21 protein-coding genes, 2 tRNA genes and 3 pseudogenes are annotated in these 21,260 nt (G+C 63.8%); 13 read left to right on the top strand and 13 right to left on the bottom strand.

Annotated features, from left to right (window positions below; translation table 11 throughout):
* Positions 1-47: 47 nt before the first annotated feature.
* Positions 48-290, bottom strand: coding sequence for a hypothetical protein (locus ASG63_RS24385; protein WP_082504746.1), 243 nt, complete (start codon positions 288-290; stop codon positions 48-50).
* Between the two features lie 712 nt (positions 291-1,002).
* Between ASG63_RS24385 and ASG63_RS25370 the strand changes: the two genes are divergently transcribed.
* On the top strand, positions 1,003-1,545 hold the full coding sequence (locus ASG63_RS25370; protein ID WP_156394209.1) for a hypothetical protein: 543 nt from the start codon (positions 1,003-1,005) through the stop codon (positions 1,543-1,545).
* Positions 1,546-1,925: 380 nt separating this feature from the next.
* Here ASG63_RS25370 and ASG63_RS15120 read toward each other — a convergent pair whose 3' ends face one another.
* A complete protein-coding gene (locus ASG63_RS15120; RefSeq protein ID WP_056217930.1) occupies positions 1,926-2,483 on the bottom strand; it encodes a hypothetical protein in 558 nt (185 codons plus the stop codon).
* 275 nt (positions 2,484-2,758) lie between these two features.
* Here ASG63_RS15120 and ASG63_RS15115 point away from each other — a divergent pair.
* Both ASG63_RS15115 and ASG63_RS15110 read left to right on the top strand, forming a co-directional pair.
* Positions 2,759-3,493 (top strand): annotated as a pseudogene (locus tag ASG63_RS15115) (IS5 family transposase).
* Between the two features lie 253 nt (positions 3,494-3,746).
* A complete protein-coding gene (locus ASG63_RS15110) occupies positions 3,747-6,416 on the top strand; it encodes an MHYT domain-containing protein (protein WP_056217922.1) in 2,670 nt (889 codons plus the stop codon).
* Between the two features lie 252 nt (positions 6,417-6,668).
* On the opposite strand, the pseudogene ASG63_RS27060 reads toward ASG63_RS15110, so the two are convergent.
* Positions 6,669-6,911 (bottom strand): annotated as a pseudogene (locus ASG63_RS27060) (substrate-binding domain-containing protein); the annotation flags it as partial.
* A 400-nt stretch (positions 6,912-7,311) separates the two neighbouring features.
* Between ASG63_RS27060 and ASG63_RS15105 the strand changes: the two are divergent.
* The 4 genes from ASG63_RS15105 to ASG63_RS15090 all read left to right on the top strand — a co-directional run bounded on the left by ASG63_RS15105 (position 7,312) and on the right by ASG63_RS15090 (position 11,416).
* Complete coding sequence (locus ASG63_RS15105) at positions 7,312-8,517, top strand: Gfo/Idh/MocA family protein (protein WP_244479927.1); 1,206 nt, start codon at positions 7,312-7,314, stop codon at positions 8,515-8,517.
* 193 nt (positions 8,518-8,710) lie between these two features.
* Positions 8,711-9,910 carry an MFS transporter gene (locus tag ASG63_RS15100; protein ID WP_056217916.1) on the top strand — a complete coding sequence of 400 codons (1,200 nt, stop codon included), beginning with the start codon at positions 8,711-8,713 and terminating at the stop codon, positions 9,908-9,910.
* Between the two features lie 162 nt (positions 9,911-10,072).
* Positions 10,073-10,336, top strand: a complete 264-nt coding sequence (locus ASG63_RS15095; protein WP_156394208.1) for a hypothetical protein — start codon at positions 10,073-10,075, stop codon at positions 10,334-10,336.
* Positions 10,337-10,519: 183 nt separating this feature from the next.
* On the top strand, positions 10,520-11,416 hold the full coding sequence (locus tag ASG63_RS15090) for a 3'-5' exonuclease (protein WP_056217907.1): 897 nt from the start codon (positions 10,520-10,522) through the stop codon (positions 11,414-11,416).
* Between the two features lie 21 nt (positions 11,417-11,437).
* Here the strand turns inward: ASG63_RS15090 and ASG63_RS15085 are convergent, their stop codons facing one another.
* The 7 genes from ASG63_RS15085 to ASG63_RS15060 all read right to left on the bottom strand — a co-directional run bounded on the left by ASG63_RS15085 (position 11,438) and on the right by ASG63_RS15060 (position 16,688).
* On the bottom strand, positions 11,438-12,442 hold the full coding sequence (locus tag ASG63_RS15085) for an SDR family oxidoreductase (protein ID WP_056217905.1): 1,005 nt from the start codon (positions 12,440-12,442) through the stop codon (positions 11,438-11,440).
* Positions 12,443-12,574: 132 nt separating this feature from the next.
* Positions 12,575-13,450 (bottom strand): transporter, encoded by an 876-nt coding sequence (locus tag ASG63_RS15080; protein ID WP_082487012.1) that lies wholly within the window; start codon positions 13,448-13,450, stop codon positions 12,575-12,577.
* 596 nt (positions 13,451-14,046) lie between these two features.
* On the bottom strand, positions 14,047-14,865 hold the full coding sequence (locus ASG63_RS15075) for an IS5 family transposase (RefSeq protein ID WP_056217898.1): 819 nt from the start codon (positions 14,863-14,865) through the stop codon (positions 14,047-14,049).
* A 103-nt stretch (positions 14,866-14,968) separates the two neighbouring features.
* Positions 14,969-15,337, bottom strand: a complete 369-nt coding sequence (locus tag ASG63_RS15070) for a DUF4440 domain-containing protein (protein ID WP_056217961.1) — start codon at positions 15,335-15,337, stop codon at positions 14,969-14,971.
* A 292-nt stretch (positions 15,338-15,629) separates the two neighbouring features.
* A tRNA-Phe gene (locus ASG63_RS15065) sits at positions 15,630-15,705 on the bottom strand.
* A gap of 120 nt (positions 15,706-15,825) precedes the next feature.
* Complete coding sequence (locus ASG63_RS24375) at positions 15,826-16,050, bottom strand: DNA gyrase inhibitor YacG (RefSeq protein ID WP_082559333.1); 225 nt, start codon at positions 16,048-16,050, stop codon at positions 15,826-15,828.
* The gene (locus ASG63_RS15060; protein WP_056217958.1) at positions 16,047-16,688 is read right to left on the bottom strand and encodes a Maf-like protein; all 642 of its coding nucleotides are present in this window, start codon (positions 16,686-16,688) and stop codon (positions 16,047-16,049) included. Before ASG63_RS15060 ends, ASG63_RS24375 begins: the two co-directional genes overlap by 4 nt.
* Positions 16,689-16,952: 264 nt before the next feature.
* Between ASG63_RS15060 and ASG63_RS15055 the strand changes: the two genes are divergently transcribed.
* Positions 16,953-17,027: transfer RNA gene (locus ASG63_RS15055), tRNA-Gly, on the top strand.
* A gap of 78 nt (positions 17,028-17,105) precedes the next feature.
* On the opposite strand, the gene ASG63_RS15050 is transcribed toward ASG63_RS15055, so the two are convergent.
* A complete protein-coding gene (locus ASG63_RS15050) occupies positions 17,106-17,831 on the bottom strand; it encodes a hypothetical protein (RefSeq protein WP_244479925.1) in 726 nt (241 codons plus the stop codon).
* Between the two features lie 140 nt (positions 17,832-17,971).
* Between ASG63_RS15050 and ASG63_RS15045 the strand changes: the two genes are divergently transcribed.
* The 5 genes from ASG63_RS15045 (at position 17,972) to ASG63_RS15030 (ending at position 20,599) form a co-directional block, all read left to right on the top strand.
* Positions 17,972-18,199 carry a helix-turn-helix domain-containing protein gene (locus ASG63_RS15045; RefSeq protein WP_244479924.1) on the top strand — a complete coding sequence of 76 codons (228 nt, stop codon included), beginning with the start codon at positions 17,972-17,974 and terminating at the stop codon, positions 18,197-18,199.
* Positions 18,200-18,212: 13 nt separating this feature from the next.
* Positions 18,213-18,404 carry a hypothetical protein gene (locus ASG63_RS25360; RefSeq protein WP_156394207.1) on the top strand — a complete coding sequence of 64 codons (192 nt, stop codon included), beginning with the start codon at positions 18,213-18,215 and terminating at the stop codon, positions 18,402-18,404.
* A gap of 81 nt (positions 18,405-18,485) precedes the next feature.
* Entirely contained in the window at positions 18,486-19,400 is a 915-nt protein-coding gene (locus ASG63_RS25355; RefSeq protein ID WP_156394206.1) for a DUF6161 domain-containing protein, read from the top strand.
* Positions 19,401-20,054: 654 nt separating this feature from the next.
* A complete protein-coding gene (locus tag ASG63_RS15035) occupies positions 20,055-20,216 on the top strand; it encodes a hypothetical protein (protein WP_156394205.1) in 162 nt (53 codons plus the stop codon).
* Positions 20,216-20,599, top strand: a complete 384-nt coding sequence (locus ASG63_RS15030; protein ID WP_056217887.1) for a hypothetical protein — start codon at positions 20,216-20,218, stop codon at positions 20,597-20,599. Before ASG63_RS15035 ends, ASG63_RS15030 begins: the two co-directional genes overlap by 1 nt.
* Before the next feature lie 4 nt (positions 20,600-20,603).
* On the opposite strand, the gene ASG63_RS25350 is transcribed toward ASG63_RS15030, so the two are convergent.
* Together ASG63_RS25350 and ASG63_RS15025 are read right to left on the bottom strand one after the other, a co-directional pair.
* Entirely contained in the window at positions 20,604-20,975 is a 372-nt protein-coding gene (locus ASG63_RS25350; RefSeq protein ID WP_156394204.1) for a hypothetical protein, read from the bottom strand.
* Between the two features lie 101 nt (positions 20,976-21,076).
* Positions 21,077-21,260: pseudogene (locus ASG63_RS15025) on the bottom strand (IS630 family transposase); the annotation flags it as partial.

The raw sequence follows: 21,260 nt of genomic DNA, 5'->3' as shown, positions 1-21,260 counted from the left end.
TCAGTCCGACTTTGGCGGATGCGGGGGCGATCGAGACCGTCGGCGCGTTAATCTGCGTGGCTCGAAGGTGCCTGCCATTCCACCCCAGCATGTTCGCGGATATCACCCGGTGCACTTCCGGTATCGGCATCGCTCGCCCAGCCGCTGGGTTCTGCGACATCAACGATCTCGTCTTCCGGATACGCAGCTTCCAAGAACAGCCGCGCTTCCCCTTCAGCAGCGGCCCGAACGGTCACCAAGGGCTTTGTCCCCGCGGCGGAACGGATCTTGGCAATGAACAGCTTCGTCATGGTCAACCTTCCTGAACGATCCCCTCCTCTCACAGAGGGCAGCGGTGGCGAACAACAAGGGATTCCCGCCCCACCATTCAAGGTTACCGCTGACGTCTGATGGGAAACGGCTGCCTGCCTGGAACGAGAACCGCAGCCGTCGTGACAAAACTTGAGCTCATCACCGATGGTTTTCACGATTTTCACGCGCAGCAACTTCAAAGATGCAGACGCTTTGATCGGGACGCAGATGCCAAATCATGCGATGGATGATAGGCGGTCGGAGCGGTCCACGCTGCAGTCGCGCGGTGCGCGTATCCTCATCGAGCTTGCCAATCCTGCGAGTTGTGCCCTCGTTGACCGCTCGTTGGGTGGAATACGATCGCGGGTCGTTGGCGTTCTGGGAATCCCCAATCGTTTCGTCTTGCAAATTCGATCCGTGAAACTTCGGGTACGGGTGGCTTGGCGCAACCCTGCCGAACTCCGCGTTGCGTTCGAGAGAGATTAATTCCCACACGGTCACGAAGTCAGTCCATCATCTGGCCTCGTCGCATCCGGCGGTCCCACCCGCGACATCTCCGGCTCGCCATTTCAGCGGAGTTGGGGATAGCCGTCAGACAGGTTCCGTTTGGCGATCTGCGGACGCTTCGGTCGCAACCAGTCCGAAACTTCCGCGACGGCATGCTGATACCGGCAAGATCGATCCAGGGTGAGCGATCCGTGTGCGAGGGACATGGCACAAACGTTCAGACGCCGCCTGTTCCTCGAACGGGTTTCCTGCCGGACATCTGCACAACCTCTCGCGCTTGAGGCCGAATTCACGCGGGACAACGTGGATATCGCCTGTCAGGCTCTGTCCTTGAAGCTCGTCTCGCTCGTGGAAGTGGATGATGAGAGCAACTACGCATTTCGGATCACGCGTCCCGGGCTTCTCCTGCTTGCCGGGCAGATCGAGGACGCGGCGGCGCTGATCGATCGGGGGCTAGGCATCAGGCGGCTTCCGATCCCAGCGCCTTGGGGCTTGATCGGCAACAAACTCCGCCCCGGCGGCCCGGGAATGTCCCTGAAAGGAAGTGGACCTCGTGCCTACGCGACGCAGCTGATCCTGGCGGTCGCCTCCGGCCATGCGATCGTTCAGGGGGATGTCGTTCGCGGCAACGCGAATGCTCCACGTCCTGGCGCGTTCACCGAAGCGCCGCGCCAATCGGAGCGACTCGGAACGTCGTTGCCTCTTAGAGACTGGGGCCGAACCAAGGATCGGGATCACCCAGTGTGATCCGGGCTTGGCCGCTGCTGCCGCACGCGGTGTTCGCGCACCGGATAGGTGCCGGCCGGCGCCTCGACACTCCGTCTTGATCACCCAAGCGTCATCAAAAGGCTTGCCTGGATGTGCGAGCGGCATGCCCGATGAACATTCAGGTTGATCAGGATTTCGCGTTGAGGAACTGCGTATTACGAATTTTCATATTGCGCTGGTCTGGAGCTCTGTCTGACTAACACCGCACTGCCGTGACCAACCCCAGCGCATGGAGGGCGCATTTCGGGGGTGAAGGATCGAGGTCACGCCACGTAGGAGATGCGAGCGCAGAATCCGCAGCGCCGCGGAAAGTCGGCGAACGCCGAGCCATCTCGGGGGCGTCGGATCGTCGGAAAAGCTCAGCGTAGGCCGCGCGCCGCCATTTCCTCGGGAGCCTGCAGCGCCGCGTCCAGACGCGCGATGAGCGTTGTCAGGTCGACTGGGCGGTAATCGCAGGCATCAACGCCGACATCCCAGGAACGGGTCGTATCCGGCAGGCAGGCATGCGTATGTCCATACAGGTGCCGGGTCTCCCGCCAGAAGCCCGGCCAGGAACGGTGCGGGTAATGCGAGAGAAAGAGCCGCAAGGCGAAGCCTTTGGAATTCTCTACGGTGATAGGGGCGCTTTCCACCGGTGGCTCGGTCCAGGGCAGTTCGAGCACCCGGTTCGTATCATGATTGCCTCGCACCAAGCGCTTGATGCCATTCAGGCGAGCAAAGACAGCGGCACAATGCGCGCGGCTGGCATCAGCGGCGAAGTCACCGAGGTGCCAGACCTCGTCGGCCACTCCGACGACCATATTCCAGCGGGCGATCAGGGCCTCGTCGTGGGCCTCCACGGACCCGAAAATCTGACGTCGACGCTGAACGAGAGATGCGTCACCAAAATGCGTGTCGGCCGTGAAGTATGTCGCCATGCATCCCGAGGAATAGTTGCGCTTCAGAAAGGAATGGAAGAGCCGGCGCGCTGCCACGCAACGAAATTGTGCGACCTCTTTGGCGTTCAAGCTGGCGCAATGTCGCTTGTATCGAGACGACAATCTTCACGGGGTCGGCCGTTCAGCGCGCTGCCACGCGCAGGAACCCTGGCTCGTTGGCATCCATTTCCCCGACGCAGCCCTACTCAGAGCCTGTTTGAGCCCCTCCGCCGGCCGCCCCCATCTGTCTGATCTTGCAAGCGGGATTGGACGAGGTGGCCCGTTTCCTGATTCGAGCCGATCCGCCGGGCCGTCCAGAAGCGACGGCGGCGCGTCAATTGCTGGCGGGGATCGCATGGTACCTGCGAACGGGCGGAGGATGGCGGACGTTGCCGGCCGGCTTTCCGCCCTGGCGCACGGTCTACGGCTGGTTCCGGCGCTGGATCGAGAAGGGACTGTTCGAGAGCCTGATGCCGGCTCTGGCGCGCCGTCAGCGGCGGCGTTGCGGACGTCGGCCCGATCCACGGCTGGCGATCATCGACACGCAGACAGTCAAGTGCATCGGGGTACGCGGGCCGCGCGGCTACGATGGCGCCAAGAAGCTGGTCGGGCGCAAACGCGTGGCCCTGGTGGATGCCGAAGGGCACGTCCTGGCGCTGGCCGTCGTGCCGGCCAACGTGCAGGATCGCGACACCCTGCCGGCGCTGGGTGCGGACAAGCAGGCGTGGCCCAGCCTGCGTCCGGCTCTCCTTGACGGTGCCTTCATAGGCCGAGCGCTGCAAAAATGGTGCAACCTTCGAGGCATGCGCCATCGCGTGGTCTAAACGCAGCCGGACCAGAAGGGCTTCGTCGTGCTGGAGCGGCGCTGGGTCGTAGAAAGGACCTTCGGCTGGCTCAGTCACTGGGGCGGCCGACACCGTGAGCGCGCTGGTCGCCTCGACGTCGCAAAGGGTCGCCTCGCCTGCGTCGCTAGCCTCATGGCCGCCAACGCCCTCAAGAATCCCGCCTGAAATCATGATCTCAAACAGGCTCTGAGGCGGACGCGCGCCCCGTCTCCGCCGGGTTCAGCGGACTTGGCCGGGCCGGACCGCTGGAACGAACGTGGGTTGTCTCCCATGCCGGCAGTCGCCGCACGGCTTCGTGAAGCAGTGAGTGAGCTGGGCATGGTCTACAGACAGCGCCTGTTGCCTCCCTGATGGCCGCGTCGTCCTCAGGGTCACCGGGTCCTCGGACGGAGGCGGCCAGCACCGTACGGGCAATTCCATGGTTCATACCGGCTACGACCCCGCCCTTGTGGCGCTCTCGATCGCCATCGCGGTCTTCGCTTCTTACACGGCGCTCGACCTCGCCGCGCGGATCCGCGGCGCGACGGCCGGCCTGCGCTGGGTCTGGGTCGGCGCCGCCTCCCTCGCGATGGGGGGCGGGATCTGGGCGATGCACTTCGTCGGCATGCTCGCCTTCGAGATGGGCGCTCCCGCCACCTATGATCTAAGCATCACGGCCCTGTCGCTACTCGTTGCCGTGACCGCCACAGCGGCGGCCTTCGGCTGGGTCGCGATCCGAGGAACTTCGCAGTCGCTCCTCGTCGCTGGGCCTCTGATGGGCCTCGGCGTTGCCGCCATGCACTATGCCGGCATGTCAGCGATGCGGGTCCCGGGCAACACGGTCTACGATCCGGCCATGGTGGCCGCCTCGGTCGCCATCGCGGTCTCGGCGGCGACCGCCGCTCTATGGCTCGCCTTCCGCCGCAACCGTCTCTGGCAGAAGCTGATCGCCGCCTGCATCATGGGGCTCGCCGTGGCCGGCATGCACTACACCGGCATGGCAGCGGCCAGTTTCACCCTTACGGCGGGCGGCGCCCCCGCGGCGCAGCGGGCGATGCCGGCGGCCGGCCCGCAGAACCTCGCCCTGGCCGTAGCGGGCGTGACTTTCGTTATCCTGTTTCTCGCAATGATGGCGGGCTCCCTCGAACAGGGACGGGTTCAACGACGCCTGCACGTCAGTGAGGCGCGGTTCCGCTCCGCCGTCAGGGCGGTCAACGGCGTCATGTGGAATACCAACGCGGCGGGCGAATTCGTGGAGGAGCAGCCCGGCTGGGAGCAGATCACCGGGCAACCCTTCGCGGAATATCGTGGCGGCGGGTGGACGCGCGTCTTGCACCCCAACGACGCGGAGAATGCCCGCCTCGTCTGGGAATTGGCGGTCCGAACAGGCACGCCCTACGTCGTCGATCAGCGCGTGCGTCACCCGGACGGCGGCTGGCGCCATTACGCGGTGCGCGCCGTGCCGGTACACGACCTCGACGGTGCGATCCGGGAATGGGTTGGCGTCCATGTGGACGTCACCGAGCGGCATGCCTACGAAGCGGCGCTGCGGGAGGCGCGCGACGCCGCTGAGGAAGCGAGCCGCGCGAAGAGCCGCTTCCTCGCCAACATGAGCCACGAACTGCGAACCCCGCTCTCGGCAGTCATCGGCTATGCCGAGATGCTCGAGGAGGAGGCGGAAGACCTCAGGCAAGACAGCTTTCTTGCCGATCTCGGCAAGATCCGCACGAATGCTCAACACCTGCTCGGTCTGATCAACGACGTACTCGACCTATCGAAGGTCGAGGCCGAAAAGATGGACGTGTATGCCGAGGACATCATCGTTGAGGCGTTCGCGCGTGACGCCGCCGCGACCGTCGAGGCACTGGTGGCCAAGAAGGGCAACCGCCTCGTTGTCGACCTCGCATCGGACCTCGGCGATGCGCGCACCGACGCGGTGAAGCTGCGCCAGTGCTTGTTCAATCTGATCGGCAACGCCGGCAAGTTCACCGAGGAGGGGACCGTCACCCTCCGAGTCCGGCGCCACACAACGGCGACGGAAGATTGGCTGAGCTTTGCCGTCGCCGATACCGGCATTGGCATGTCGCCCGAGCAGGTGGCGGGGCTGTTCCAGCGCTTCGCCCAGGTGGACGAGACGACAACGCGCAAGTACGGTGGAACCGGCCTTGGCTTGGCCTTGACCAAGGCGTTCGCCGGCCTGATGGGCGGGGATGTCGTGTTGGAGAGTGCCGAGGGGCGAGGGACGACCTTCACCCTGACCGTGCCGGCCGTTCTCCCCGCCGTCGCGGTTTCTGACATTTCTGAGCCCGATGAGCGGTCCGAGCACGGGGCCGGGGGCAACCGGGGCCTCGTGCTCGTCGTCGACGATGAGGCGAGCCAGCGGGACCTCATGGCGCGCTTCCTGGTCCGGCAGGGGTTCTCGGTGCGAACGGCCGGCGACGGCCGGGCCGGCCTCGACTTGGCGCGCACCCTGTCGCCCCGGGTCATCCTGCTCGACGTGATGATGCCGGAGGTCGACGGCTGGACCGTCCTGGCAACCCTGAAGGCCGATGCGGCGACCCGCGACATACCGGTGGTGATGGTCAGCTTCGTGTCCGATGCGGCGCTTAGCGAGTCGCTGGGAGCAGCCGATGCGCTGCCCAAACCGGTCGATTGGGGACGCCTGAAAGCGGTACTCAGCCGGCTCGGCCCTGTGGGCGGCGGGGTGCTGGTGGTGGACGACGATGCGGGAATGCGCGAGCGCCTGCGCCATGTGCTGGAGCGCGACGGCTGGTCGGTGCGTGAAGCCGGCGACGGGGTCGAGGCCCTGGCGCGGGTTCACGAGACGCGCCCCGCCGTGATCCTACTCGACCTCACCATGCCGGTCATGGACGGCTTCTCGTTCCTCCTACGGCTGCGTGCTCTCACCGACTGCGGCGACATCCCGGTGGTGGTGCTCAGCGCCCGGGACATCTCTCCGGCTGAGCGTAACGAACTCACCGGCGTCGATCGCGTCGTACGGAAGGGGGATGCCAGCCTGCAGGAGTTGGCCGCCGAAATCGCACGGCTCGGACAGCCTGCGGAGATGTCGCCCGTCGAAACCTTGGGAGGCAGCCGGCAGAGCGGTTGACCAGCAAGAAGGCAGCGTCCACCCGGTCAACTGCGCGCGCTGGCGCGGGACGAGGTCCGGCTTCACCAGAACTTCGGGCGGACCGCCATCCTCCGCCTCGACCCGCGCGAAGGCCTGGGCACGACACGCTCGAGGCCCACGTCGACCGTGGTCAGGCGATAGGGAGGCCGGGCTGACCCCGCGATGTGGTCGTAACCGGCGCCCAGCACGCCCTCTGGACAGCGTAGACAGAATTACGACCCTCAACGCGTCGATGGCGCTCATCGCCGCCAGATCGTTCTGGCAGCACAGGCCATCCGGCCCGATGCCGAAGGCATAGAGTGCCCTCACCGCCGCGGACCCGCCGCCGTGGTGGTGGTCTCCCTGCGCCCGGGCGCAGTCCGTGATGCCGAGTTCAGCGAGGCCTTGTCGGAAGGCGGCCTCACGGCGCTCCTGGGCAAGCGTTCCCAGCCAGCCCGCGATGTAGCCGAAGCGACAGGCGCCCTGCTCGTACAGATGCTGCGCGATCGTGTCGCTGGCCCCATGGTCGTTCGGCCACCACCGTGCGGACCCAGCGATTGGTGACCGAGGCGTTCATCGATCACGATTGGGAACGCCGAAGCGCGTCACGGCTTCGGGGGTATTCACCGAGAGCGCACCGAGCATGGCGTCAACCTGATTGTCCGACAGCAGGTCCACGGCCGAGGCGAGCACCCCCTCCATCCTCGACCAAGACGAGCATGACCCACTGTCCCTCCGTTGGCGGACGCGTCCTGAGCATCTGTCGAACGCCCCTAACGGCACCTGCGCGGAGCGCAAGGCATCCCTGCGCGTCTGGCTGCATCGCTATGCAACATCCGCTGCAGCGCACAGTTGTCGGGACATGCCTTTCGAAACCGCGGCGAGGCCCCCGGCCATGATCGCGACTCCTGACATGCTTCCCCCTTCGCACCCGGAGATTCGCATGAGCCTCACATCTGCCCTCGGCCTCACCTCGGTTCGAAAGGTTCGCTACGCTTTCGTCGCCCTCGGCGACATCACCCAGGAGGCGATGCTGCCGGGTGTGGCACACACCGGAAACTCCGAAGCGGTGGCTTTCGTCACCGGGGATCCGGAAAAGGCGCGGGGTGTCGGCAAGCAGTACGGCGTCACAAATTCCTATGGCTACGAGCAATTCGGCGAACTCGTCGACTCGGGCAAGATCGACGCGCTCTATATCGCCACCCCGAACTGGCGCCACGCGGAGTTCGCGATCCCCGCCCTGAAAGCCGGCATCCATGTCTTGGTGGAAAAGCCCCTAGAGATTTCGACGGCGAAGTGCCGCGAGATCCTCGACGTCGCGAAGGGCTCGCCGGCGAAGCTGATGGTGGCCTACCGGCTACATTTCGAGCCCGCAACCCTCGCGACCATCGACCTGATCCGCTCTGGCAAGCTCGGCGACCTGCTAACCTTCGCCTCGACCTTCACCCAGATGGTCTCGCCTGAGAACCACCGGGCTCGCAGTGGCATTGAGGCCGGACCCATCTTCGACATGGGTCCTTACCCAGTGAACGCCGCCCGCTACGTTTTCGGGTCGGAGCCGACCGAAGTGGTCTCCGCCGTCGGCGTACGCCACCCTGAGGCAGGTCTCGGCGATTTCGACGACACGGTCGCCGTGACCTTACGCTTCCCGGGCAACCGCTTGGCGCAGTTCGTCCTATCCTATGTGGGCAATACGCTCGACACCTACACGGTGGTGGGTACGAAGGGGAGCGTTGAGGTAAACCCCGGCTACATGTACGGCAAGTCTCTCGAACACACCGTTACCATCGGTGGAAGTAAGACCCACGAGAGCTTTAAGAACACAGACCATTTCGGTGGTGAACTGCGCTACTTCTCCGACTGCATCCTGAACGATTGCGACCCCGAATGCGACGGCGAGGAGGGGTATGCCGACGTGCGGGTCCTGGAAGGCATCGCCAAGGCGCTGAGGACCGGCGAATCCGTCCACCTCGATCCGTTCGACCGGAGCACGCGGATCGACACCGACGCCCAGCGCCAGACGCTCCGCGCCAAGGCATCGCCCGAACTCGTCAACACGTCGAACCCTGGCAAAGGGAAGGAGAAGGTGCCGAAGAACTGATCGCGGCTCGTTCTCGCCCCCCCGTACCGGACCCCAGAACCATGATCGCATCTATGAGGCCCGAGTGGGCCTTGATTCAAGGCCGGACCGGCACGCCCGGCCTCGACGCGGCGCTGACCGGCGGAAGCCAGCGATGAGCGTCGTCGATCTCCGACAGACAACTCCTCTAGAAGCCGCGGCCGCGGCGGATCGCATGCCCGGCCTGCCGGCGCCTGCGTCGCATCCGAACCTTATTCTCGTCGCGCTGGCGACCGGGGGCTTCGCGATCGGCACCACCGAATTCGCCGCCATGAGCCTACTGCCCGCCTTCGCCCCCGATCTTGGGATCGATGCCGCCACGGCGGGCCATGTCATCAGCGCCTACGCCCTTGGCGTCGTGGTGGGCGCTCCCATCATCGCCGTGCTGGCGGCTCGCGTCGCACGGCGGACCCTCCTCGTCACCTTGATGGTTCTGTTCGCTCTCGGTAACGGATTGTCGGCGCTGGCTCCGAGCTACTCTTGGATGCTGGCCTTCCGTTTCCTCGCCGGACTGCCGCACGGCGCCTATTTCGGGGTGGCAGCCCTGGTCGCCGCCTCGCTTGTCCCGCGCGAGCGGCGCTCGCAGGCGGTTTCGCGGGTCATCGCGGGCCTGACCATCGCGACGGTGGTTGGGGTGCCGCTGGCCAACGGCATCGGCCAACTCGTCGGCTGGCGCTGGAGCTTCGGTCTGGTGACCCTCCTCGCCACGGTGACCGCGATCCTGGTTCGGATTCACGCCCCTCTCGGCGCACCGGCCCGGGGGGCCAGCGCCCTGCAGGAGCTTGGGGCTCTACGGCGCGGTCAGGTCTGGCTGACCCTCGCCACCGGTGCCATCGGCTTCGGCGGGCTGTTCTCCGTCTACACCTATCTGGCTTCGACGATGCTAGAGGTCACCCACGCATCGCCGAGCGCCATCCCGCCGGTGCTTGCCCTGTTCGGCCTGGGCCTCACCCTCGGGAATCTCGTCTGTGCCTGGGCGGCCGATCGAGCGCTGATGCTCTCGGCCGGCGCGACCCTGGTCTGGAGCGCCTGCGCACTCGCTCTCTATCCCTACGCCACCGGGAGCCTCTGGACTCTCGGGCCGGTCGTCTTTCTCATCGGCTGCGGTGGCGGACTCGCCTCCATCCTGCAGACCCGCCTGATGGATGTCGCCGAGGATGCACAGACGCTTGCGGCCGCTCTGAACCACTCCGCCTTCAACGTCGCCAACGCTCTCGGACCCTGGCTCGCAGGGTTCGCGCTCACGGCGGGGTTCGGCCTCCCCTCCACCGGCTGGGTTGGCGTCGCCCTGGCCTTGGGCGGTCTGGCGATCTGGGCGGCGTCGTTCCTCATGGAGCAACGCGTCGAACACGGGCTTGCCATCGACAGGCCGTGAAAGCAGCGAAGCCTGCGTTCCTTGCGGGATCGCGACGTCGCGGCAGTCGGCCCCGTGTACGAGCCCGTATCACGCTGGTTCTCCATGGGTTCGGGGCGACGGCGAGCGACGGGATATGATAGCAGACGCTGCCTCTCGACATGCAGCATGAGGGACCGGACGATGGTGGGAGGCGAGGACGATCTGCTGAGATTTCTCGATCGCGACGCGGCGGATACGGTCTTCCGTGAGCATGTTGCCAGAGCGATGGAGGCAGCGCCGTCGGCCGATGAAAGGGTTTCCACGGCGTCACCTGCGGTTTCCTTGATGATCACCAATCGTCAGAGAGCCGATCTCCGGGCCCTCGGGTTTTCGGAGAATACCATTCGGTGCATGACGCCGGCCGAAGCGCATGAGCACCTTGGGCTCGACAAGCCCGGACGCTAGCGGACCGGATCCACGGCATGCCGATGCTCAACGGCGGGACGACCCCGCGCCGCAGCACTGGCAGTCTTCTGGGGATACTGAGCCGACACGGACTACCAGACCGCGCCAATCGGCGCGTAAGCTCCGCCCCGGATCGCCCCGGTACGGGTTCGCGCGATCGGAGGACTGCTGGACCTGGACAACGTGGCACCGACGCACGCCCTCGACGTGATCGCAGACGCCCTTGAGACGACGGGCGCGTACCGCGTCCTCCGGCAGCTCAGGCCCTTCGCGGATGCCGACGCGCGGCCGATTGAACCGACCTTCGTCGGCCTGATCGTCGACACGGAAACCACCGGGATCGATCACACCCACGACACGGTGATCGAACTCGGCATGATCAAGTTCGAGTACGGCGCGAGCGGGCGGGTCTACCGCGTACTCGACACGCTCAATCAGCTCCACGACCCCGGCCGGCCCATCCCGCCCGAGATTACCCGCCTGACTGGAATCGGTGACGCCGATGTGGCTGGGCAGTGCATCGACGACGAGGCTGTAATGGCGATGGCGGCCGACGCCGCCGTGGTGATCGCCCACAACGCCAGCTTCGACCGCCAGATGTGCGAGACCCGCTGGCCAGTCTTCGCCGAGAAGAACTGGGCCTGCTCCTGCCATCAGGTGCCCTGGCACGCGGAGGGCCACGAGGGGCTGAAGCTCGGCTACCTGCTCATCGATCACGGGTACTTCCACAAGGGCCATCGCGCCATCGACGATTGTCACGCGCTGCTGGCACTCCTCGCGGCGCCTCTGAAGGCCTCTGGGCGTTTGGCTCTCGCCTGCCTGCTCGAGACCGCGCGCAAGCCGACGGTGCGCGTCTGGGCCACGGGCTCTCCCATCGCCACGAAAGACGTCCTGAAGGGACGAAGCTACCGCTGGAGCGGGCGGCGACGCTGCTGGTACATCGACATCGAGGAGGAGCGTCTCGACCTCGAGCGCGCCTTTCTCTGCCAAGAGATCTACCAGCGCGAGATCCACGACTTCGTGGCGGATCGGATCACCGCCCGGGATCGATTTTCCGTCCGAACCAATCCGGAAATCTGAGTCAGTCTGAGGTCGACCGCCTCACAACGGACGCTTGGCACGCCGCCCGAGAACCAGGGCTGTCGCCGTCGCGAGACCGGCGGCGATCGACAGGGTGGTCAGTGGATGGAGTGTGGCGCGCGTGTAGGCGCTGGTGCGCATCACGTAAATCGGCGAGTCGCCACGCTCTGCGCCGGCCTGAACCGGGGCGTGCAGGGCACCGGTCGGGTTCCGGGGCGTCTCGGAACGCTTCTGCAGGGCAATGATGGCGGGCGCGAGTTCGTCGTAGGCGCCGGGCACGAACTCCTTGCCCATGACGAACATCTTGCCGGCCCCGCCCACGAAGATGTCCCGCTGCGGATGTACGGCCGCGTGGAGGATGGCGTTGGCGACCTCGGACGGCGGATAGATCGGCGGGGGCAGCGTCGGCTCCCGGTCCATGTAATTGCGCGCCCGGTTCGGCAAGGGCGTGTCGATGGAGGTAGGCTTGACCAAGGTGACCGAGACTGGCGCGCCCTCGGCGATCAACTCCATGCGTAGAGTGTCGGTGAATCCCTTCACGGCATGCTTGGAGGTTGCGTAGAGGCCCTGGAACGGGAAGGCGAGGTCAGAGGCGACGCTTCCGACATTGATCAGGGCTCCGCCGTGCCGGCGCAGGTGCTCGACCGCGACGAGGGAGCCGTTCACCGTACCCCAGAGATTGGTTTGGATCAGGCGCTCATGATCGGCGTAGTCGATCGCGCTCAATGGGCCGTAAACGGTCAGCCCGGCAACGTTGACCCAGGTGTCGAAACCACCAAAGCTCGCCCGCGCCTCGTCGGCGATCGCCTGCACGTCGTCGCGCCGACCGACATCCGCCGTCACGGCGACGGCGTGACCGCCCTCGGCCTCGATCTCGCTGACCACGCGCGCGAGGACATCGGTGCTGCGGGCCGCCAACACGACTCGGGCGCCCCGCTGGGCGGCCATTCGCGCGGTCGTCAATCCGATGCCGCTAGAGGCCCCGGTGATGACAATAACCTGATCCCGCAGGGCCTTGTGTCTCATGCACCCGCCTCCTCATCAAACCCAGCGATCCGCCGGCTGAGGAACATACGCACGAAGCAGCCGGCTGTTGCGCGAAGGAGGCCAGCTTGCGTGCATTTCGCGCAGGCCAGCGTAGCCTGCGCTGGGCTCGTCCTAGAACTTGCGCAGGATGGGACGTGATCCCTCCGGCAGGTCCTTGTCTTGGTAAATCGGCACCGTGGCGCGCAGCCACCCACGGGTCTCGAGGCCTGCATAGTTGCGCTGAACGATGTCGCGCGTGACGTAGGCCTGAAGGTTCACGGGGCCGAAATTGTAGCCGACGAGCGCGCCCACCGCGACTTGGCCCTGACGTGCGTAGCTCGGATCGTGCGTCGGGAGATCGGTCGATCCGAAAGCGACCGGCCCGACCTCCCACCGGTCGAAATGTTTCGTGGCCGTGAGGTCGAGATTGAGGAAGTCCGGGTAAAAGGTCCCGCTGGACGAGCGCGTGTCGAAGAAGGTGCCATAGAGGAAGTTACCCGTCAGATTCCAGCCGTCGCCGTTGTAAGTGATGGCGAAGCGCTGATGCAGGACCGGGTTCTGGATGACGATCTCCGTGTCGCTCGGGAGATAAGCGCCGAGGAGGTAGCTGAAGTTCACGTCGTGCCCGAGCTTCCAGGCCACCTGCGCGGCCAGCAGCGTCTGGCCGAACCCGCTCTGGTAGGCAGCCCCCCGGGTGCTCGACGCCACGATCGGTTGCAGGACGACGAATTGCAGTCGTCCTCCGACGACCTCCGCCGGGGTCGCCCAGATGAACGACGGCAGGTTGATGTTCGAGTCGGTGGAGCGTGGAGCGAGATCGCGCGAGCCAAAACTCGACGTGTTGATGAAATAGAGGCCCACCGGCAACGGCGCACCCGGCGGTTGCCCCACCGTCTGCCCCGGCTGTGCCGCCGAACCGGCCCTCGCGGAAGGGCTGCCCAACGCGAGGGCCAGGAGGACGGCAATCGGCGCGCCCTGCATTGTCCGGCGAAACCCAGCTGTCTTCATGTCCATGGTCCAAACCAGCCTGTTATCGGCTGGGGTTCATGACATGCCGATCGCGAGGATGGTGTCCTCCTATACGCGCGGCGCACAGTTGCAGTGGTGCCGTCGCCGTCGCGCAACACCCGCCGCCGTCGCCCGACAGCGACCATCGCCGCGGCGTCCATGGCTCACCTCATCGGGGCCGAAATTGCGCCGCGCTCACGGTGGATGGAACCCGATCCTCGGCGGTCTCTTCCCCGTATGAAGCACGAACCTGAGAGGGAAGCATGACTTCGGACAAGGCAGAAACGGATACCCGCGCCATCCCGCCTAGGGCCAAGTCGCTCGTCGAACCGCGGACCAGCAACGATGCCGCCGAGGCCGGCCCGACCTCACCCGGCAGTGTCGAGCCGTCCCGTAATCGGGGGCCGGAGACGGGCGGTTACGACGACCACTCGCCCAGCCGGCACCCGACGAATAAGGAAGGCGGGTATGGCGCCGGCTGAAGGCGGTCAACGGGGCATCGTACATCGGCAGGATGCCCCGTGCAGCCTCATCGCATCCGGTCCAACGACCCGCCCCAAGCAGAGGCGGCGGGCCGTTGTGTGTGAGACCCCGTTTCATAAGGCGCGGGCGATCCGTCTGACGAGGATCATGGCTGCGGCGAGCACGAAGAAGGCGAGCGCAGAGGACGGGGTCGCCTCGTGATCGCGGGCCAACCTGCGGCAGCGGGCGATCCAACCGAAGCTCCGCTCAATGACCCACCGCCTGGGTTGGACCGAAAAGCCCTTCTGGCCTTCCTTGGGTTCGACGATCTCGACCGTGATGGTCGTGGCCGTGCCAACGCGCTCGCCTCGATAGGCACGGTCGGCAAAGCAGTGGGCGAGGAAGGGGAACAACCCACGCGAGGCTCGAAGTAGGGCAATCGCGCCGTGGCTGTCGTGCAGGTTAGCGGGTGAGACCCCAGCCAAGAGCAGGCGGCCGTCCGTATCCGTCAGCGCGTGGCGTTTGCGCCCGACGACGCGCCGGGCCGGATCGTAACCGCGCTTGCCGGCCACCCCCACGCCACCCGAGCGGGCGGCTTGCGCATCGACGACACAGCCGGTCGGGCAAGCCTCGCGTCCGACCCGCTCACGGTCGACCAACGTGAGGGCATGGGCGAGGCGTTCGAACACGCCTGTCTGCGAAAGGCGCAAGAACCAGCGATGGACCGTGCTCCACGGCGGGAAGTCCAGCGGCAGATGCCGCCACGCGCATCCTGTCCGCAGCACGTACAAGATGCCGTCAACGACTGCGCGCAGTGGCCGGCGCCACGGGCGGCCTGTGCTGGACGGCGCCGGTAGAAGCGGCGCAAGCACCGCCCACTCGGCATCACTGAGGCTGGTTGCGTAGGGAAGGCTCTCGCGCGCAAGCTCGGCGCGGGCGGCGGGCGTCCACATCGGGGGTCCTGGGTGAGCGTCAGACACTCTCCCAACACCCACGATGCCCGCCGCTCACCCAACAGCTAAGCTGTTCAGCCCGTTATGAAACGGGGTCTGACGGTCAGTCGTTAACAGCGGGAATGGCGAGGGGCGGCGTCTGCTGGTGTTGGACGACCTGCCAGACTTCATGGGAGATCCGGCGATAGGTCGACGTACAATTGGCTTCGTACGACTCGTCGTCGCGCGATGCCTTGGCATGATAGGCGATGATGATGAGACCCTCCTGGGGACGCGAGATCTGGCCTTTCGTGATCTTAATGCCCGACCAGCGTGGGGTCGCGGCAACCGCCTCGATCGCTTGTGCGCCGCTGAGCACGAAGGGCGGCGTCGGCAAGACCATGAGACACTCGTCGTCGACCAGTTCGCGGTAATGGTTTGCGTCGCCAGTCCATAAGCTCTTCTCGAACGACCAAACGCGATCATCGTCCATGGCAGTCTCCTCCAACTTCAACAGAGTCGAAGGATGACGCCCCTTGTGCGCGGTTCGTTCCCTCCTCCGACGCGGCGGAACCCGCGTCGGAGGAGCCACGGGCCGGGTCGAAAGCACAGGGAGCCAGGATGGCGGCGCATTGTGACCGACGGTCAGTCCGAGGCGAGGCAGTCTCTATACGGCTCGCGCAGCAGACTCGACCGGCCTGACAGAGCCACTCAGACCCAGCCTTCCACCGCAGTGCGATGGTTGATACCGAAAGACAGAACGTCCGTTAGAACTCGGGAATCAATGGTGCCCAGGGACGGAATCGAACCGCCGACACTGCGATTTTCAGTCGCATGCTCTACCAACTGAGCTACCTGGGCCTCAGCCGGTTCGCGTAAGCGGCACCGGCTGGAGCGGGGGTATAGGGGGTGGATTGCAGCCTGTCCAGCCTCGATTGGAAGAGATTTTGACGGGCGCTTTTCGCGCCGGAGCGACGATCTTCAGGCGGTCTGGTCCGGGCGTGGCTCGACGCCATCGGCGTCCTCGTCCTCATCCTCTGCGGTGGAAATGGCGTAGCGGTCAGTAAGCCAACGGCCGAGGTCGATATCGGCGCAGCGGGCGGAGCAGAACGGAACGTAGGCAGGCTCGGACGCCTTCTTGCAGATCGGACACGGGTCGAGCTGCGTGGGTCCAGAGCGTCTGCGGCCAGGGTTCGGATCGCTCATGCGGGACCTCCCCAGGCACTGCGGACTGGAAAGCCCTCCCCATCCAGGAGACTGACTGTTTCGTAGAGCGGCAACCCGACCACCGCGCTGTACGATCCCACGAGCTTGACCACGAAGGCCCCGGCCAGACCCTGAATAGCGTAGCCTCCGGCCTTGCCGCGCCACTCGTTGGAAGCGAGGTAAGCCTCGATGTCGCGGGAGGACAGGCGCTTGAAGCGCACCCGGGTCTCCACCACCCGCTCACGCCGGACATCTTGGGGCGTGAGGAGGCAGACGGCCGTGTAGACCCGGTGCTGGCGCCCGGAGAGCAGCCGCAGGCAATCGGCCGCCTCACCCGGCAGCTCGGCCTTGGGGAGCACCCGACGCCCCACTGCCACGACCGTATCCGCCGCGACGAGGAAGGCCTCACGCATGTCATCCCGCCGCCGCGCTGCAGCCCCGGCGGCCGCGAGTTTTTCGCGCGCAAGGCGTCGGGCGAGCTCGCGCGGCGTCTCCGATTTGCGTGGCGTCTCATCGATATCGGATGCCAGTAGGGCATCGGGGTCGATGCCGACCTGCTGCAGGAGTGCGAGGCGCCGGGGTGAGGCCGACGCTAGAATAAGTCGGGCGTTCCGGCTCGGGCCTGGAGTTTCGTCGATCGTCGTCACGTGCTGGCCGTCATGCGCAGGGTTGGCATCCTGTATGGGGGGCGTATGGAGAACGTTCGACCGATTCTACGCCGCGACGGGCGCGCGGGCCGGCTAAGCCGGGAAGGCGGTCGGAATCTAGCGGAAACTCCTAGCCTTGTGAACGTACGCCTGGGGTGTCCCTGGCGCCGCCGACCTGTGGACAACGGATGTAGGTCTGATATGGTCCCGCTCGTGGCCCTCAGGGCTACCGCCGCGGCTTCCCCTCCGCGTCGTGCGGGCGTAGTTCAGTGGTAGAACGTCAGCTTCCCAAGCTGAATGTCGTCGGTTCGATCCCGATCGCCCGCTCCAACTAACTCGTTGAAGTATCAGCTTTTCTAACCCTCTACCGCTGATCTCGCGTTCCCCATCGCGTTCCCCAAGGCCTGTTCAGGCCCCGTTCTTCACGGCTCGATGCGCGACGCGGAGATTCGCGACCGCCCGTGATTTTCCGACGGCACCACGCGAGTAGCGCTGCGTCGTCGACGTCTGCGAATGAGCCGCAGCCGACCGAATATGGTCGAGGTCGGCGCCGGCATCCTCAGCTTCCGTTATGGCCCCAGCCCGGGCATCCATGTTCCAGACGTGGTCAGGGACGCCGGTTGCCTTGGCGACCAGCCGCCATTCTCGACCGTAGGCCGATTCAGCGAAGGGCCGGCCGGCGGTCTCGTCGAGGATGAGGAGTCCAACCCGGCGATCGGTCGGCACCCGCTCAAGCAGCGCGACCACCAGGGGGCAGAGCTTGAGGTCGTGAGCAGCGAAGGCACCAGTCTTCGTCGTCGCCTTCCGCACCAACAGGTCCGTGGCGATGTCAGCCCAGGTCAGGCCATTCACCCAGCGTCGGCCATTGAGCACGATACCGGTCGGGGTCCCCTCCCCCGCGATGGGCTCCCACTCGCCAATCACATCCTTCTGACGCATCGCGGTCTCGAACTGGATCGCGGTACCGAGGGCGAGCGAGAGGCGGTTGTCCGGTCGGACCGGCGCTGTGACGCGCCAGTCCTCCGCGATGCCGGGTGCGTACTCATCGGGCTCCAGGATCGGAGCGGGCCGAGCGTAGACGCCATCTGTAGGGCGGCGCTTGAGGTGCAAAGGGGCGAGCGAGGGCATTGCCATAACCGGTGTGCTCCGGGGCCAAAAGGAACAATTGTGATGAAAGAGCCCAATGCGGATTGGCTTTGTATCGCCGCATTAGTACACTGTACCTATAAGCCAAGATTTGGTACGGCGTCAACACGCATTTGGACAAAATACAAATGGTGCCTGTTCAGATCCGGATGGCGCGGGCGGCGGTTGGCTGGGGCGTAAGAGAGCTTGCCGAGAAGGCGGGCGTGACCGCCAACACCGTAACGCGCATCGAGAACGGCGCGGATGCGAAACAGTCGACGATGGTCGCCCTGCGCTCAGCCCTAGAAGCCGCCGGCGTCATCTTCATCGAGCAGAATGGCGAGGGGCCGGGTGTTCGGCTGCGGAAAGCAGAGTGAAGAGGACAACAGAGTGGCAGCCGAAGCGTATTATGCATTTGATTTTGAAGGGTCGACTGGAATCAAACAGTTCGCGACGCTTGATGAGCTTCCCTCATTTATCAATAAACAAGTAAGTGGATACCAGTGGCTGAGCGCTGCGAATAGCTCAATGGCTCAGAATCTCGTTGGAGAGTTCTTCAACAGTCTTTTTCATACGCTGTAAATCGTTACGCAGGAAAACGACAGTAATAACTTCCTACAGAGAATTGACCATCAGTTAACGACGATCTTTGTCCAAGGAAATTTGCCTATCGTTGGCTCATCAGAATTTGATTTTGTGGAAGGGCTGAGAAGAGAGCGGGGCGGCACCGTCGCTGCTGCGGCTCCAAGCTATTTAACGCGTAAATTTTCGCAGCTCCAACTCTCTTCTAAGGACACTTGGGATGGTCTTCTTCTAGCTTTCACAAGGCAGGAAGGCATCAACAGAGCCGCCGCTGCTTCCGCAAAATCTACATACGACAGACTCAACAATAAGTTTAACAATTCCGTTGAGAGCATTCTTGACGCTGAGCGTCAGCGTGTAGGGGAGCATGCTAAGACGCTGTCAGAGTTTAGCAGAAAACAAGACATTTTACGCCGTTGGAAAAGCCGTCACTTTGATCGCAAAATGAAAGATCTAGAGGCCGAGAAGAAAATCAGCTTTGACGAGATAGCTGCAGTTAGAAATACTTACGAAGAGATGATGAAGCTGAAAGCTCCAGTGGATTACTGGACCGACAAAGCGAAAACGCACCGCACAGAATCGACAAGATATCGTCAGCTGCTTCTGGACTATGGCTGGAAGGTCGCTTCTGGCGTTCTTGGGGGATTATTGCTGCTTTCCATCGCGAGTTTCCTATTCGCTCAGGCAGACAAGCCTGCCACCGCCTACCTCCTGCTGGTCACCATCGGGGTAGTCATAACCACCATGGCATTCTGGGCCGCCCGCATCGTAGTGCGCCTATACATGAGCGAGCATCACCTCGCCATTAATGCCGATGAGCGAGCCACAATGGCGATGACCTATCTTGCGCTAATTGAGCGTGGCGCCGTCGAGGAAAAAGATCGTGCGCTTATTCTCGCGCCACTGTTCCGACCTTCGTCAGACGGCATCGTCAAGGATGACGCTGCCCCCGATCTTTCGCCGGCTTCCCTACTCTCAAAGATGCTGAGCAAATAGCAAAGCCTCTCGCCAGCCCCCCTCCTCACAGTTAGCTAACGTAGCTTCAGGCACGCTTTCGGTATTGCGGCTAACAGAAGCATTTTATGCATTAATTGATACTGTAATAAATAGCAAACCAGGAGACTCAGTTGTCTTTTATGCGTAAGCCAGTCAGCCAGTTGGGGAAAATGTCCCGTAATGAGATACGCAAATACAAAGCAACATTTATAAACGGAGTTGCCTTAGGACTTATTGCTGTAGGTGCAATCGCTCCACTTTACAAACTTCACGAGGTCTACCCTGAAGTTACATCATGGAAAGAGACCCTTTGAGTTATGTGGAGCTCAGCCCAGACAAATCCTGGTATAGCATCTATTTCTTCGTTCATCGGAGGATTGTTTTTTCACCGTGAGGCCCTGAAGGTGCTGGAAGATCTTGAGGATTAGCGAAACTACGGCGATACCTCTCTCCACGGCTTGCCCTTCGCCCTTTCAGGGTACCATCAGCGACCTCGACAACCGTACGTCGGCGGCTATCTCGCTGGGATGCCATTGCGGTATCCACAGGCTCGGGCGGAGTGATCCAATGACAGCGACTGGCGTGCGAACCGTGCGGTACCTACTCGAGGTATACGACTCGGGCGGGGAACCCGTCTTTCAAGTAGAGTCACCGATGCCTTTCGGCACGATTCCGGCCGGTGACGATCTCCGGGCGGACAATGTAGCAGGCTTCGCGGCAGAAACGATCACTGGTAAAGTGAAAAGCGTAAAACACTTCATGCAAGGTGCTTCCGAGTATACGTTTATGCACCTGATCATGGTGCATCTCGCGTAATGCGCACCGCCCTCGCCCTTGTTCTCATCCTCGCTGTTGGGTCAGCCGAAGCCGCGTGCGGCATCGCGCAGGTGTTCGGCGGCAAAGTTGAAGTCGATCTGGTGCAGAAGGACGGCTACCAATACGGCATCGTCTCAAGCGCCAATTTCGACACCAAGGAGATTTATGGCGCGCTTCGTGGCCGGATCACGGTCGAGCGTGGGCCGCTCGCCGTCTATGACCGGGATGGAGTCGTCGTCGGCACGCTGCCTAAAAAGCCGGGCCCCTTCCAGAGCGACGGTTGTGCTGGCAATCTGCGCCTAGTTCAGGCCGAGAAGAACACCTTTCTCATCATGAACGGACAAGCAATCATTGGGACGATGCAAGGCGCGCTTCCTCGATAAGGCATCAACGAATCGCGGTCTGCACGTTTCGTAAGCTGAGGTCGTTTGCACGACCAACCGCCCGCTCGGTTTGAGCGCCAGCGGTTGCCGGGTCGCCGCCCGCATCAATCTTCACCGTCGTGTTGTGGTTCATCGTGACGGTGGAGCCATTGTTGACCGTGCTGCTCCCGAGCGGAGGCGCCGCGCCAAGGGCGTTCACATCGAAAGAGCCTATACCGCGCCCCATAGGTGGGAAGTTCATCGGAGGAGACGGCTTCGGCGAGGCAGGGGCACTCTGCGCAGCATCGTATGCGCGCTCCGCTTCACGCATGTAGCGATTGCGGCTCGCATAGTTTTTCACGCCCGCACCCTCAAAGCGCTCTTCAAAAACAAGCATCTTGTTTTCGACGCCTTGTATATTTTTCAGTCCGCCAATCGAACTTTTGTGGGTATTTTGAAGCTCCCACTTAAGGAACCCGTAATACCAACCCTCACTGATCAGAACTCATGGGCCCATCGGCGCAGTCCGATGGACATGAGGCGCCAGGGTTGGGCGATGATCTTGTTCCAGGTATCGCATCAGTGATCGAGGATGTCGTCGTAGGATTGGAAGATCCGGTTTCCGAGCCAGTTGTCCCGCTTGAACTGCCAGAGGTTCTCGACCGGGTTGAGTTCGGGTGAG

The organism is Methylobacterium sp. Leaf94 (assembly GCF_001426045.1).
In the GTDB taxonomy this organism is placed as follows: Bacteria; Pseudomonadota; Alphaproteobacteria; order Rhizobiales; family Beijerinckiaceae; genus Methylobacterium.
Note: the sequence above shows the minus strand (reverse complement) of the source record. Positions and strands in the feature narration are given on the sequence as shown.

Bases quoted from the DNA above. Each gene is read 5' to 3' on its own strand.
- ASG63_RS15120 (WP_056217930.1), bottom strand. From the start codon at position 2,483: ATGGCGACATACTTCACGGCCGACACGCATTTTGGTGACGCATCTCTC.
- ASG63_RS15070 (WP_056217961.1), bottom strand. From the start codon at position 15,337: ATGGACGATGATCGCGTTTGGTCGTTCGAGAAGAGCTTATGGACTGGC.
- ASG63_RS15080 (WP_082487012.1), bottom strand. From the start codon at position 13,450: ATGAAGACAGCTGGGTTTCGCCGGACAATGCAGGGCGCGCCGATTGCC.
- ASG63_RS24385 (WP_082504746.1), bottom strand. From the start codon at position 290: ATGACGAAGCTGTTCATTGCCAAGATCCGTTCCGCCGCGGGGACAAAG.
- ASG63_RS15100 (WP_056217916.1), top strand. From the start codon at position 8,711: ATGCCCGGCCTGCCGGCGCCTGCGTCGCATCCGAACCTTATTCTCGTC.
- ASG63_RS15075 (WP_056217898.1), bottom strand. From the start codon at position 14,865: ATGTGGACGCCCGCCGCCCGCGCCGAGCTTGCGCGCGAGAGCCTTCCC.
- ASG63_RS15110 (WP_056217922.1), top strand. From the start codon at position 3,747: ATGGTTCATACCGGCTACGACCCCGCCCTTGTGGCGCTCTCGATCGCC.
- ASG63_RS15045 (WP_244479924.1), top strand. From the start codon at position 17,972: ATGGTGCCTGTTCAGATCCGGATGGCGCGGGCGGCGGTTGGCTGGGGC.
- ASG63_RS15050 (WP_244479925.1), bottom strand. From the start codon at position 17,831: ATGGCAATGCCCTCGCTCGCCCCTTTGCACCTCAAGCGCCGCCCTACA.
- ASG63_RS15085 (WP_056217905.1), bottom strand. From the start codon at position 12,442: ATGAGACACAAGGCCCTGCGGGATCAGGTTATTGTCATCACCGGGGCC.
- ASG63_RS15105 (WP_244479927.1), top strand. From the start codon at position 7,312: ATGATCGCGACTCCTGACATGCTTCCCCCTTCGCACCCGGAGATTCGC.
- ASG63_RS25370 (WP_156394209.1), top strand. From the start codon at position 1,003: ATGGCACAAACGTTCAGACGCCGCCTGTTCCTCGAACGGGTTTCCTGC.
- ASG63_RS15030 (WP_056217887.1), top strand. From the start codon at position 20,216: ATGCGCACCGCCCTCGCCCTTGTTCTCATCCTCGCTGTTGGGTCAGCC.
- ASG63_RS25350 (WP_156394204.1), bottom strand. From the start codon at position 20,975: ATGCTTGTTTTTGAAGAGCGCTTTGAGGGTGCGGGCGTGAAAAACTAT.
- ASG63_RS15035 (WP_156394205.1), top strand. From the start codon at position 20,055: ATGCCTTTCGGCACGATTCCGGCCGGTGACGATCTCCGGGCGGACAAT.
- ASG63_RS15095 (WP_156394208.1), top strand. From the start codon at position 10,073: ATGGTGGGAGGCGAGGACGATCTGCTGAGATTTCTCGATCGCGACGCG.
- ASG63_RS24375 (WP_082559333.1), bottom strand. From the start codon at position 16,050: ATGAGCGATCCGAACCCTGGCCGCAGACGCTCTGGACCCACGCAGCTC.